The organism is Desmonostoc vinosum, from assembly GCF_059505385.1.
In genome coordinates, this window is the sequence record NZ_JCACKM010000033.1 from 13,816 (window position 1) to 26,953 (window position 13,138).

Sequence of the window (13,138 nt, forward strand, 5' to 3'; positions counted from 1 at the left end):
CGCGGAGATAGGGAGACGCGGTGAGACAGCGAGTAAAGGAGGGTTTCCCTCCGCAGGCGACTGCGTTAGCGCAGCGTTAGCGAGCTTGCGAGCGTCACCCGAAGGGGGACGCGGTGAAATTTTTATGATAAGTGATTAGCCAGACATGAAATCAAATATGAGTTTTATAGATGCAAACTATCAACCGCACATACTGATAATTTCAGCATCGGCCTCGTTGGGGCTAGTTTTGAAATACTCACGGATGAACACGCACCCTTGCCTACGTAAATCATCAAAATCCCATCTCCACAGTTTCACCATATTGTCATCACTTACCGTTGCCAGCATCTTGCCATCTGGGCTGAAGCTGACACCATTAACCCTGCTCATATGCCCAGAGAGGGTTTTAATTTCTTGACCTGTGGCAACATTCCACAGTTTTACTGTGTTGTCAGCACTAGCAGAAGCCAGGATTTTGCCATCCGGGCTGAAACTGACGCCACCAACCCAACTTCTATGCTCAGACAGGGTTCTAATTTCTTGACCTGTGACGGTATCCCACAATTTCACTGTGTTGTCATAACTTGCAGAAGCCAGGATTTTGCCATCTGGGCTGAAGCTGACGCCATAAACCCAGTTTCGATGCCCAGCCAGGGTTTTAATTTCTTGACCTGTGGCAACATTCCACAGTTTCACCGTGTTGTCATCACTTGCAGAAGCGAGCATTTTGCCATCTGGGCTGAAGCTAACGTTCCTAACCGCGTTTGTATGTCCAGTCAGGGTTTTAATTTCTTGACCTGTGGCGGTATCCCACAACTTCACTGTTTTGTCGTAACTTGCCGTTGCCAGGATTTTGCCATCTGGGCTGAAGCTAACATCATAAACCGCGTTTTTATGCACAGTCAGGGTTTTAATTTCTTGACCTGTGGTGAGATCCCACAGTTTTACCGTGTAGTCACCACTTGCAGAAGCTAGCATTTTGCCATCTGGGCTGAAGCTGACGCCACTAACCCAATTTCTATGTCCATAGAGGGTTTTGTTTTCTTGGCCTGTAGAGGTATTCCACAGTTTCACTGTGTTGTCACTACTAGCAGAAGCCAAAATTTTGCCATCTGGGCTAAAGCTGACGTCATTAACCCAGTTTCTATGCCCAGTCAGGGTTTTAATTTCTTGATCTGTGGCGGTATCCCACAGTTTTACTGTGTTGTCATAACTTGCGGTTGCCAGCATTTTGCCATTTGAACTGAAGCTGACGTCCAAAACCGCGTTTGTATGACCAGTCAGGGTTTTAATTTCTTGACCTGTGGCGGTATCCCACAGTTTGACTGTGCTGTCACGACTAGCAGAAGCCAGGATTTTGCCATTTCGACTGAAGCTGACACTATTAACCCAGTCTCTGTGACCAGAAAGGGTTTTAATTTCTTGACCTGTGGCGGTATCCCACAGTTTGACTATGCGGTCACGACCAGCAGAAGCTAGGATTTTGCCATCTGGACTGAAACTGACGCTATAAACCCAGCTGCTATGCCCAGTCAGGGTTTTAATTTCTTGACCTGTGTCGGTATTCCACAGTCTCACTGTGCCGTCATTACCACTAGAAGCCAGGATTTTGCCATCCGGGCTGAAGCTGACACTATTAACCCAGTCTGTATGACCATAGAGAATTTTAATTTCTCGACCTGTGGCGGTATCCCATAGTCTCACTGTCTTGTCACCGTAAGCAGAAGCTAATATTTTGCCATCCGGGCTGAAGCTGATGCCCATAGCCGCGTTTGCATGACCAGTGGTGAAGGTATTAATGACTTGACCTGTGTCGATATTCCATAGTTTGACTGTGCCTTCATAACTAGCAGAAGCCAATATTTTGCCATCTGGGCTAAAGCGGACGTCATTAATTATGTTTGTATGCCCAAACAGGGTTTTAATTTCTTTGCCTGTGGCGGTATTCCACAGTTTCACTGTGTTGTCATCACTGGCAGAGGCTAGCATTTTGCCATCCGGGCTGAAGCTGACGCCATAAACCGCGCTGGCGTGTCCTCCCAAGGTGTTTGGGGCGGCAACATTGTCAACTGTATTGAGTAATGTCAGTTCTACCTGTGTGCGGGTATCGGTATCTACCCAAGGTATATGTTGCATTTTCTCAACAGCTTTTAAACTGGTTTTGAGAGCTTTTTGTTCATTTGAGTTCAGCAATGCATCGGCAGTAATAATCAGAGAAGTAATTTCTCTGATTGCAGCACTCCGCCAACCAAAACTCGCTACCCCAGCTAAAATTAGGGTAATCGCAGAGAAGCAACAAGCGGCGATCGCTCTCATCTGCCTTTGGCGATCGCGTTCTTGCTTCTCCCTATCCCGTTGACTGGTGCTAGCCGCAATAAAATCTCGCTCCTGTTGCGTCATTTGCTCTGAGCGTTTTTGCAACCAATCTTTTGCTACAGTTAACGGCACACCTCGCAACAATGCCCCAGAATCATGACTGCTGTTTTTCCACTCCAGCATGGCTACTTTTAACCGTTCCTGCCAAACGCGGAACTGACGATTAGCATTCATCCACTCGCGCAGAGTGATCCATTCTCGAATCAGCGCTTCATGGACAACCTCTACCGTATCTTCTTTTGAGTTGTCATCGCGTCCCGTAACAACTAAACGGGCTTGATATCCTGCTAAATAACTTATTAATACCCAATTCTCTTCCCCAACTTCTTTGCGGGTAGCTAATCGACGAGTATCTTCCGTTCCTTCCCCAGGACGCACTAATTGGACAAAAATTCGCTGTGCCTGCTTTTGCTCTGTGACGCTCAGTTGATGATAAATCTGCTGGGCATGATTAGCTAATGCTTGTTTCACACCGCCAATTTCAGTATATGCTTGGTGAGTTAATATCCGGTTTTGCTGCTTTGACCATAGTCGGGTAAGAGCAAATTCCAACAGTGGTAAATTTCCCGGCTCAAGTCCCACATCATCCAAAATTCGCTCTTGTAATTGTGCCTCAAATTGTACTTCCAGCTTTTGGGCAGGTAGAGCGATCGCCGCTTGTAGTTCCTCTCGACTCATGGAACTGACTAGCTGGGGTGTAAACTCCTGCAATGCATCCCGAAAAGCTCTATTAGAGAGGACATAGCCGTAAAAGTCAGCGCGTAAAGTGAAAACCACCGTGATCCTTTGATGATGGATCGCTTGGAGTAACGTATCAATAAAGCTTTCCTGTTCTCCTTTCTGACAAAGGGTGTACAGTTCTTCAAATTGATCAGCAAACAATAGCAGACGTTTATCTGAGTTACGTTCTATAATCCGAGACGCTACGTGTAGCAAAGTAACTTTACCCTGCTGCATATCTGCTGCTAGTCCAACTGCCGATCGCAATTTTTCAGTCTCACTAACTTCTGGTTCTAATTGACGTACCAATGCAGAAGCCAGCTGATAAAACGGTTGATTACCAGGACGAAAAGATTCAATCAGCCAACTTCCTTGACTTCGCAATTGCGGAATTAGTCCCGCAAACACCACAGAAGATTTACCACTACCAGAAGGGCCAATCACTGCTACCAACGGCTCAGCATGAGTTGCTTGCACTAAGTTATTCACAAGCACCTCTCGTCCAAAAAAGAATGCTGCATCTTCTTCCCCAAATGCAGACAATCCTTGGTAGGGGTTAGGAGGAATAACTTCTGGTTGGAAGGCTGTAGGGATAATTGACTGTTTTTTTCTCAGTACCGGAATCTGCTGTTCCGAAAAAGCAATCATTTGAGAACAGCCAAGCTCATAGGCGAATTCTACCTCTTCCCCCGCAGCGATCGCATCATAAAACGCTACAGCAAAAGCAATAGCTGCTTTATCCCCTACTGTCTGATTCATGCCAATCACATAGTTGATGTGTTGGCTAATTGCTTCTGCTTGCATGAGTGAGTAACAAGCGTTTAAAACTACGCAATCAACTCCTCTAGTAGCAAACAACTTAAACATACTCCCCAGTGTGTCTGCACAGATTAATGCTAGCTGTCCTGTTTCATCTTCTAAAACAATCCCATCTTGCCCAGTTCCGTGTCCGCAGAAGTGAACTATCTGGGGCCGATAATCTACCATAGCTCGGTAGAAGTCACGCGATCGCACTGCCCATTTTTGCTCTAATTTAAACTCCTCTCGTTTGTGAGCGCGTCGCAATCCTTCATCAATTTCTCGAACTTCTTCATCAAGTCGCAGCCTTGAGCTATTTGTCGGATTTGCTGCCAGAATTAAAATGGTTTTGACATGGGTATGACTCATCTAATAAACGCTTTATATCAGTGCGACTACATAAACTACCAGTCCAACACATATGACTCCAGAATCAAAAAAGCAAAAAATTTCGGCATAAATGGGCAGGATACTCAAAAAATAAACACCACTCGCAATTCCCACTCTTGCTGTTGCCGAATAATCTCAATTTTCTGAATGAATTCTCGAAAGTAAAATCGGCGTTCTGTTTCTGATAAGTCCAACCAGAATTGAGCAATTGAAACAGCTTGGGCGACAGAACGCAAGTTTACAGGTGGTAGAGTCGCTAGCTTGGCCTGGAGTGCAGAAATTTCTGTGCGGAGTTTATAAGCTCTTAACTTGGCTGTTTCGGTATCTAGAATGCCTGTGGTGACTAAATCAGGTAATTGAGCAAGTATTTCTTGCTGACGAGCGATCGCTTCCCCTAGACTATTCTTAACAGCATCCAACTGGGGAAAATTCATCCCTGCCACTGCCAGGGGTAAATCACGGCAGACCGTTTCAATAGTTTGTTCTAAAACCTGTTGATAAGCAATAGCTCGACATTTGGGGTGTCGGGGACAGCTAGGAGAACGAAGGTAAAGATACTCTTGATCTTGGTGATGCTGGGTAACACGGGTAACTGTCAAATATGACTCACACTCACCACACACAACTAACCCAGCTAAAGAACGCGGTGCGCTAGCTGTTCGGGGTGGTAAACGGCTATTGCGGCGTAGAAGTCGGTCAACTTGGGCTGCTTCTTCCTTGGAAATGATCGCAATATGAGTATTAGAGATAATTTCACCATTTTGATAAGCTGTATCACCACGATAGACTCGATTAGTTAACCAGCGTCGTCCAGTGGTGACAGAAATTTTCTTGCCATATTTTTTCGCCAGGTAGCGAACTGAACCCCGCAGAGAACCATAGAGTAAAAAATGTTCAAAAAAATCTTTGACTACAGGTGATGTACTACGGTCAATAATGTATTTTTCCTTACCCTTGCGGTAGCCATAGGGAGCTTTGCCAGGTGGGGGTGCATTATCAAGACGACTGCGGGCATGTCCTTGGCGGATACGACGGCTGCGCTGCTGACGTTGAATTTCCTGTAGCAAATCGATTAACTCAACCCGCAGATGAGAGTTTTCTGAAGTGTAGGGTTGCTCAGTGGCGATAATCATTACTCCCATTGCTTCCAATTCATGCAAGCGATCGCTCACTTGCTCTACAGTATCACCCAACTCTTGCAAACGCCGGAGTAACAGATAATTTGCTGGTTCGATTTTACAATCAGTAAGTAATTGTTGTAGCTGCGATCGCTTGCCCAAATCTTCATAAACCCGATCCACCTCCCATTTCCAATTAATTTGCTCAGTAGCAGGTTCTATTAAAGGATCGATGTAGACGTAGGCGATGATTTTCATGCGAATTGGGAATGGGGAGTAGGGAGTAGGGAGTAGGGAGTAGGGGAATTAGGAATTGTTATTGATTATTCTCCGCGTCCCCCTCATCCCCCTCATCCCCCTCATCCCCCTCATCCCCCTCATCCCTCACTGCTGACTCAGTTCAATAATATTCCCATCAGGATCTTGAATAAAGAGGGCGGCACGACCGGAGGCGCTGGCTTGAATGGGATAATTTTGTTTGAGCAATTCCTCTTTAGCATTATCTAAATCAACGACTGAAAAGGCGATGTGGGGATTGCGCCCCCATTTGGCATTTGGGTTTTCGGTGGGAGTGACAGGCGCAACTATCAAATGAAGTTGATAGCTACCAACTTGATACCAGACACCAGGATATTTCAACGAGCGATTAATTTTAGATAACCCCAACACTTGGACATAAAAGTGTTCAGAGCGTTCTAAATCAGTCACGAGAATAGCTGTATGGAGACTCTGGGTAATCTGCATTGTCATTATTCCATAATCAGGTTGATAAGAGGCAGGGGGAGAAATAACAAACACCCATACTTCTTTTATCAAAGACGCTACGCATAGCAAGATCCCGTTCGCGTTAGTGTCTCCAAAGGAGAAGGGTACGACTTTGCTCAGTACAAGTTCCCCATTCCCTTCCATTGGGGCTAAGTTAAATTCAAGTCACTATACTTAATATAAGAATGTATCTTCAGCCCAAAATTGAAGAAAGTTTTTAGATTTTTCCCAGACTAGAGATGGTATGAACACAAATCTCAATTAACCTTACTATTGATATATCAAAATATTACCTGGAGATACTTGACTTCAATTATTAAAATTTTCTATTCATTAATCTCGGCTTGAGAAGCTTTGTGAGCAATATCACTAAATCAATATAGAGAAGTTTTCTGCCAGGATGATTCTTGAAATATGGAGTTAAAATGAAGATGGGCTAATGGCGATCGCTAATTTAACCACTCACCCAAGAACAATCTCCTTTAGCCTAATTGCGTGCTTTCAATGTGTATGAAGACCAGCATATCTGTGAACAGGGGGAAATAGATTGCTAAACTAGCGCTTAAATCAGTAAAAAACCTCAAGCTGTGTACCTGGGATTCTTTCAAGTCCAAGCAAGTTAAGTTTATTTGCGTTCAGCGACCGAAGACCATTTCCTGCTAGGGTTATAATTCAGCACAGACCACAGATAATTATTTTGAGTTTAAAATCTAGAGGTATTAAGTGACCATTAACCATTTTAATAAACAGGCAAGTGAATTTCATGAATATAAAAGCCTTAAAGATAAACCACACTGGCAGCAAAAACCTTCAGTCACTAATAATGTCAAAAGTCAAGACTCTAAAATGCCAGATACTACAGCTGAAAATTCTACTTTTAATGGCTTAAATCGTGGTCGAGTTGCTATTTTTATTGATGGGTTGAATCTCTTTCATACAGCTTTACAACTTGGTATTGAGATTGATTATGTGAAATTGCTTTGTCATTTAACAAACGGTTCGCGGCTATTACGTGCCTTCTTCTACACTGGAGTTGATTTCAACAACGAAAAACAACAAGGTTTTTTATTGTGGATGCGTCGTCATGGTTATCGCGTAGTCACCAAAGACACAGCCCCACCAGTAGATAACTTAAAAAAATTAAATCTGAATGTAGAAATTGCTGTGGACATGATTAGTCTAGCTCCTTATTACGATACTGCTGTCTTAGTCAGTGGAGATGGAGATTTAGCCTATGCTGTGAATGCCATCAGCAGCACGGGCGTGCGGGTAGAAATTGTAAGTCTGCGAACCATAACCAGCGATAGTCTCATTGATGTTGCTGACTACTTCATCGATATCGACAGTATTAAAAAACACATCCAAAAAGATACTCATTTAGGCTACAATCATCGCACACCTTCCAATTCCAATCTTTAATCAAAAAATACATCTGCAAAAATTGTAGAAACTACCTAAAAGTAAAATCACAAATTTTGCTCAAGCTCGATAAAAATGGATATTTTAATAGTCGAAGATGAACCAGAAATTGCCAATTTAATTCAACTTACTTTAGTAAAAGAAGGTTTTTTTTGTCGGATTAGCTGTGATGGTGTAAATGCCTTAAAAATATTTCAGGAACTACCACCTGATTTAGTTATTTTAGATTTAATGATTCCTGGTTTGGATGGGCTAGAAGTTTGTGCGAGAATTCGCCAAAAACCTGGTGCGAAAGATCCCTACATTTTAATGCTTACAGCTAAGGGCGAAGAAATTGATCGTGTAATTGGTTTATCTACTGGTGCAGACGATTACATGGTCAAACCATTTAGTCCCAGAGAGTTAGTAGCTAGAGTGCGGGCACTACTGCGGCGTAGTCTGCGCCAAGGGGGACAACATCAAGTTAATCGTACCCAACATTTTATAGTAGACATAGACCAGCGTACAGCTAGTCGTCAAATGAACAACCAACAGCCAGAAGTTCTAGATTTAACTACCTTAGAATTTAATTTGTTAACCACCTTTGTCAGCAGCCCCAATAGGGTTTGGAACCGCACTCAACTAATTGATAAACTATGGGGGGATAACTTTTTTGGTGACGAACGAGTAGTTGATACTCATGTAGCTCGGTTGCGAAAAAAGATTGAACCTGACCCAGCAAACCCTACTTTTATTAAAACTGTTGTTGGAGTCGGCTATAAATTTGAAGACCCCCTCATGCATTAAGCATCATGAAGACGGGACTGCGTTGGACGAAATCCTTACCTTTAGCATCACGCCTATTTTTCTCCCATCTAGTAGTGATGATAGTGGGGATAATTAGTCTTGTGATCATGAGCAAAGTTTCCTCTCCGCGCTTTTTTGTCCTACATTTAGAAAGATTAGAAAGCGAAAGAATAGATTTAATCAATATCCGCACTGATTTGGTTCAAGGATTTGAAACTGCTTGGCAGCGCAGCACTCTTTGGTCAGTTATAGTAGGGACTACTGCCGCTGGAGGGTTAAGCTATTGGGTGTCCAGACGAATTATGCAGCGGTTGAATGAGATGGAACAAATTACCCAAAAGTTTGCTACTGGTCAGATGAATGCCCGGTTGCCTCTATCTGATATTCCAGAACTCAATCGACTGGGTGCTAGTTTCAATCGCATGGCAGCCAGTTTGGAAGGAGTGGAAGTCCGACGACGAGAATTGATTGGAGACATGACTCATGAATTACGGACACCGCTGACAGTCGTGCGTGGTTACTTAGAGGAACTTGCTGATGGGGCAATTGAAGCATCTCCTGAGATTTATCGGCGTTTAGCAAAAGAAACTAAACGTTTAGAACGGTTGGTGAATGATTTACAAGAACTCTCAAAAGCAGAAGCTGGTTATTTGCCTATTAATATCCAACCAGTTAATCTGCGTCCTTTGTTAGAGTCTTTAGTCGAAAGATTTAGCGATCAATTATTGGAAGATGGGCCAGTTCTATACTTGGAATGTCCATCTTTACTGCCTCCTGTATTAGCGGATATTGACCGCACAGAACAGGTACTAGTCAATCTGCTGGGGAATGCAGTACGGTATACCAGTGAAGGTACAATTACTGTACGTGCGTGGATTGCAGCATCTCAATTATGGATTGCAGTAATTGATACAGGTATTGGTATTGCTGCGGAGAATTTGCCCCATGTATTTGAGCGTTTCTGGCGAGCTGATCAATCACGGGCACGTCATTCTGGAGGTACTGGTATTGGTTTAACGATTTCTCGCCGTTTGATTGAATTGCAAGCTGGTCAAATTCAGGTAGAAAGTACACTAGGAGTTGGTAGTATGTTTCGGTTTTGTCTTCCCTTGGCTTGAGTTGTTAGCGATCGCCTTTAAGCATTTTCGCACAGTAAAATCATAACCAAACACTAGATTTTGAATTGCTAGTATTAAATTTTCTAAGTAAATATTGCTATATTTTCAATTACGAATTACGAATTATTATGAAATTAGTTTGTGCCCAAAGCGATCTTAGTACAAACCTCTCACTAGTTAGTCGTGCTGTCCCGTCACGACCGACTCATCCGGTATTAGCTAACGTGCTACTACAAGCAGATGCTCAAACCAACCAGGTGAGCTTAACAGCCTTTGACCTTAGTTTAGGTATCCGCACCAGCTTTAATGCTGAGGTATGGGAAGGAGGAGCGATCGCGCTTCCTGCTAAATTACTTGTAGACATCACCTCTCGTCTCCCAGAGGGAGAAATCACCCTAGATGATGAATCAGCCGTTACAGGTGCAACATCCAGTGGCGAAGGTTTAATCGTCACACTCACACCCAAAAGTGGACATTATCAAGTGCGAGCAATGGGGGCTGAAGATTTTCCCGAACTACCTATCATTGAAAATACCGAAGTCCTCCACCTCACCATAGCTGCACTAATTGAAGGATTGCGGGGTTCATTATTTGCCACCAGCAGTGATGAAACCAAGCAAGTACTCACAGGAGTACATTTAACAGTCAAACAAGATACACTAGAATTTGCAGCCACAGATGGACATCGCTTAGCAGTCGTAGAAACCACCAACGAAAGTCCCCTTGGTAACGAAAGCCAACTACAGGTTACAGTACCCAGTAGAGCGATGCGTGAACTAGAGCGGATGTTGGCTCATCATTCATCATCAGAGGAAACTGTAGCTCTATATTTCGATCAAGGTCAAGTTGTCTTTGCCTGGCAAAATCAACGCTTGACCAGTCGCACTCTAGAAGGACAATATCCTACATATCGGCAACTGATTCCGCGTCAATTCGAGCGGCAACTCACAATTGAGCGACGCCAATTCCTCAGCACCTTAGAAAGAATTGCTGTACTAGCAGATCAAAAGAATAATATTGTCAAGATTAGCATTGATAGTGCAGCCCAAGAAATCACCTTATCTTGTGAACTACAAGATGTCGGCAGTGGTAGAGAGTCAATGCCAGCACAAATCTCTGGGGAAGATATAGAAATAGCTTTTAATGTTAGATATTTGATGGAAGGATTAAAAGCTTTACCATCTTCTGAAATTCAAATCCACCTCAATCAAAGCTTAACCCCAGTAATTTTTACACCAGTGGGTGGCTTAAAAATGACATATTTAGCAATGCCTGTGCAGATTCGTAATTAAATAATTCGTAATGACGCGACGCTCCTGTGTCGCTAACGCTTCGCTATCGAGGACTCGCTACCGCTTCGCTAACGTAATTCGTAATTCGTAATTCGTAATTAATAGGGAATTGGAAGTGAAAGGTGAGGAGTGGGTGTTTGTGATTTTTCCCCTGCCTGTCAACTTTTTACTCCCTCATCTCCCTCATCCCCCTCATCCTCCTCATCCCCACTCCCTACGCAACCATGCTTTCAGAACGCTTTACCGCAGCTCTTACCTACGCTACCCAACTCCACGCTAACCAAGTTCGTAAAGGTTCGGGTATTCCCTACATTGCCCATTTATTGGGCGTTGCCAGTATTGCTTTAGAATATGGGGCTAATGAAGATGAAGCTATAGCAGCCCTTTTGCACGATGCTATAGAAGATCAAGGTGGTGCGGCAACTAGAGAAGAAATTCGCCGCCGTTTTGGAGACAATGTTACAGCGATTGTGGATGGTTGCACCGACGCCGATACTATACCAAAACCTCCATGGCGACAGCGCAAGGAAGCATATCTTGCTCATCTTCCCACTGCTTCCCCATCAGTGCTACTTGTATCGGTGGCTGATAAACTTTACAACGCCCGCTCTATTCTCAAAGATTATCGGGTGTTGGATGAATCTCTTTGGCAACGTTTTCAAGGCGGTAAAGCAGGAACTCTTTGGTATTATCGGGCACTTGTTAGTACTTTCATCCAGACGGGAAACACTGAGATAGTTACAGAATTAGAACGGGTAGTTTTAGAATTAGAGACTCTAGTGTTAAATAATTCGTAATTCGTAATTCGTAATTCGTAATTCGTAATGACGCAACGCTCCTGTGTCGCTCTAAGCGAAGCTATGCCGTAGGCTTTACGCTGACGCTCGTACCGACGCTCGATAACTCGCTCTAAGCGAAGCGATGCCGCAGGCTTTACGCTACCGCTTTGCTAACGCTATCGATGACTCGCTCTAAGCGAAGCTATACCGCAAGCTTTACGCTACGAAGCGCGTAATTAAGTTTTGTAATGGGGATTTAACCCCAACCAAGAAGAAATTGAGAATCAAGCTATCGAACCCTAGCTTACAGAAATGCTGTATTGGCTTGGATGATGAATTCTGATTTGAATTCTGCTCAAGATGTTCTCAGCAAAATTGCTGAAACTGATATACTATGTGTTAATAATATCCATCAGTTATTATCCTCTTTGTCCCTCACTCCGTCAACCAGCTAAATAGACCTGCTACTGTGAGGTGAAAGTCTTGGGCAAATTCCGGCACTGGTAATCGTGTTTCCGGTTGATCATAAACAGTAGTCGCTTGATCCGGTAGGTAAATAAACACAGATTGTTCATCTGGATCAATTAGCCATCCCATTTGAGTTCCATGCTTCAGGCAATGCAGAATATTTTTGGTAACTTTGGTTTGGCTTTGATCGGGTGAAAGAATTTCGATTGTCCAATCTGGAGCGATCGCAAAAACGTTCGCAACTCCACCATTTTCCCGGCGTGGAATTCTACCCCAGAGAAACACGGCAATATCAGGTACAGTTGAGCGTCCACCAAAGGTACAGCGTAGTTCTGTAAAAGCCCGTGCAATCTGTTTGGGTTTGACGACTAAGTTAATTGCAGGCGCTAATTCAGTCTGAATTACACTGTGTTCTCCTTGTGGCATCGGTTTCTGGATAATTAGCCCATCAATGTACTCACTAGCTGGTTCTGTCTCTGGCAACTGGAGAAACCCTTCTAGCGTCAGAGATTGAGTAGGAGTTTGTACCATATGTAAGCTGCTAAGCATTTAATTTGCGCGTTGAGACCGCAGGGGAGCAGGGGGCTGGGAGCAAGGGGGAGGGTTTGAAGCTTTTACTTACAACATCATAGTGCAATTTATAAGCGCGACAGCTTAAGACTCCTCAAAAATACACTACTTTGACTCTATTTGTTATTCCACAAACCAATAGAGTTTGAATCAGACGCTTCTAAATTGTACTTGTTCAAGCAGTTTCTTCAGGTGTTGTTCTATGGCGCAGCTACATTGAAGTGCTTAAAACTTAAAATTTAAAGATGGTAATAGATAGTTTTTGAGCGTGGGCCAGAATATGAGGCAGGTAATCATGTATCGAGATGAAGATGGCTACTGGGTTGTGGAATGTCCAAGCCTTAAAGGTTGTGTTAGCCAGGGTAAAACGAAACAGGAAGCTCTTTCAAACATTAAGGAGGCTATTACAGGTTATGTTGCTGCCCTAGAGGAAGATGGTTTGCCTGTGCCAGAAGAAAGTTTTGAAACATTCCTGGTGGTTGTGTGAGTAGTGTGCGATCGCTTGCTTGCAGCGATGGGATATTTTATTATTTGTCAGTCCCCAATTGAGTCAGAAA

Annotated in this window: 10 protein-coding genes; 6 read left to right on the forward strand and 4 right to left on the reverse strand. The window is 43.6% G+C overall.

The genetic code is table 11. From position 1 onward, the window contains the following. Positions 1 to 180: 180 nt before the first annotated feature. From AC5JMF_RS04935 to AC5JMF_RS04945, 3 genes are all read right to left on the reverse strand, one after another. Positions 181 to 4,245, reverse strand: coding sequence for an nSTAND1 domain-containing NTPase (locus AC5JMF_RS04935; protein ID WP_495794611.1), 4,065 nt, complete (start codon positions 4,243 to 4,245; stop codon positions 181 to 183). 104 nt (positions 4,246 to 4,349) lie between these two features. Next, positions 4,350 to 5,642, reverse strand: coding sequence for a recombinase family protein (locus AC5JMF_RS04940; protein ID WP_495794612.1), 1,293 nt, complete (start codon positions 5,640 to 5,642; stop codon positions 4,350 to 4,352). Between the two features lie 126 nt (positions 5,643 to 5,768). Continuing rightward, positions 5,769 to 6,128 carry a VOC family protein gene (locus AC5JMF_RS04945; RefSeq protein WP_495794613.1) on the reverse strand — a complete coding sequence of 120 codons (360 nt, stop codon included), beginning with the start codon at positions 6,126 to 6,128 and terminating at the stop codon, positions 5,769 to 5,771. Between the two features lie 744 nt (positions 6,129 to 6,872). Here AC5JMF_RS04945 and AC5JMF_RS04950 point away from each other — a divergent pair. The 5 genes from AC5JMF_RS04950 to AC5JMF_RS04970 all read left to right on the forward strand — a co-directional run bounded on the left by AC5JMF_RS04950 (position 6,873) and on the right by AC5JMF_RS04970 (position 11,561). Continuing rightward, a complete protein-coding gene (locus tag AC5JMF_RS04950; RefSeq protein ID WP_495794614.1) occupies positions 6,873 to 7,568 on the forward strand; it encodes a LabA-like NYN domain-containing protein in 696 nt (231 codons plus the stop codon). 75 nt (positions 7,569 to 7,643) lie between these two features. Next, positions 7,644 to 8,354 carry a response regulator gene (locus tag AC5JMF_RS04955; protein ID WP_495794615.1) on the forward strand — a complete coding sequence of 237 codons (711 nt, stop codon included), beginning with the start codon at positions 7,644 to 7,646 and terminating at the stop codon, positions 8,352 to 8,354. A 5-nt stretch (positions 8,355 to 8,359) separates the two neighbouring features. Further along, entirely contained in the window at positions 8,360 to 9,472 is a 1,113-nt protein-coding gene (locus tag AC5JMF_RS04960; protein ID WP_495794616.1) for a sensor histidine kinase, read from the forward strand. 128 nt (positions 9,473 to 9,600) lie between these two features. Continuing rightward, positions 9,601 to 10,764: a DNA polymerase III subunit beta gene (gene dnaN / locus AC5JMF_RS04965; RefSeq protein WP_495794617.1), complete on the forward strand. Its 1,164-nt coding sequence runs from the start codon at positions 9,601 to 9,603 to the stop codon at positions 10,762 to 10,764. A 224-nt stretch (positions 10,765 to 10,988) separates the two neighbouring features. After that, positions 10,989 to 11,561, forward strand: a complete 573-nt coding sequence (locus AC5JMF_RS04970) for an HD domain-containing protein (RefSeq protein ID WP_495794618.1) — start codon at positions 10,989 to 10,991, stop codon at positions 11,559 to 11,561. Positions 11,562 to 11,978: 417 nt separating this feature from the next. Here AC5JMF_RS04970 and AC5JMF_RS04975 read toward each other — a convergent pair whose 3' ends face one another. Next, positions 11,979 to 12,542: a Uma2 family endonuclease gene (locus tag AC5JMF_RS04975; RefSeq protein WP_495794636.1), complete on the reverse strand. Its 564-nt coding sequence runs from the start codon at positions 12,540 to 12,542 to the stop codon at positions 11,979 to 11,981. Positions 12,543 to 12,861: 319 nt separating this feature from the next. Between AC5JMF_RS04975 and AC5JMF_RS04980 the strand changes: the two genes are divergently transcribed. Beyond that, positions 12,862 to 13,068, forward strand: coding sequence for a type II toxin-antitoxin system HicB family antitoxin (locus tag AC5JMF_RS04980; RefSeq protein WP_495794619.1), 207 nt, complete (start codon positions 12,862 to 12,864; stop codon positions 13,066 to 13,068). Positions 13,069 to 13,138 lie beyond the last annotated feature (70 nt).

What these genes read in the sequence shown, in the direction of transcription:
- AC5JMF_RS04945 (WP_495794613.1), bottom strand. Translation starts at nt 6,128, where the DNA reads ATGCAGATTACCCAGAGTCTCCATACAGCTATTCTCGTGACTGATTTA.
- AC5JMF_RS04970 (WP_495794618.1), top strand. Translation starts at nt 10,989, where the DNA reads ATGCTTTCAGAACGCTTTACCGCAGCTCTTACCTACGCTACCCAACTC.
- AC5JMF_RS04975 (WP_495794636.1), bottom strand. Translation starts at nt 12,542, where the DNA reads ATGGTACAAACTCCTACTCAATCTCTGACGCTAGAAGGGTTTCTCCAG.
- AC5JMF_RS04955 (WP_495794615.1), top strand. Translation starts at nt 7,644, where the DNA reads ATGGATATTTTAATAGTCGAAGATGAACCAGAAATTGCCAATTTAATT.
- dnaN (WP_495794617.1), top strand. Translation starts at nt 9,601, where the DNA reads ATGAAATTAGTTTGTGCCCAAAGCGATCTTAGTACAAACCTCTCACTA.
- AC5JMF_RS04935 (WP_495794611.1), bottom strand. Translation starts at nt 4,245, where the DNA reads ATGAGTCATACCCATGTCAAAACCATTTTAATTCTGGCAGCAAATCCG.
- AC5JMF_RS04980 (WP_495794619.1), top strand. Translation starts at nt 12,862, where the DNA reads ATGAGGCAGGTAATCATGTATCGAGATGAAGATGGCTACTGGGTTGTG.
- AC5JMF_RS04940 (WP_495794612.1), bottom strand. Translation starts at nt 5,642, where the DNA reads ATGAAAATCATCGCCTACGTCTACATCGATCCTTTAATAGAACCTGCT.
- AC5JMF_RS04960 (WP_495794616.1), top strand. Translation starts at nt 8,360, where the DNA reads ATGAAGACGGGACTGCGTTGGACGAAATCCTTACCTTTAGCATCACGC.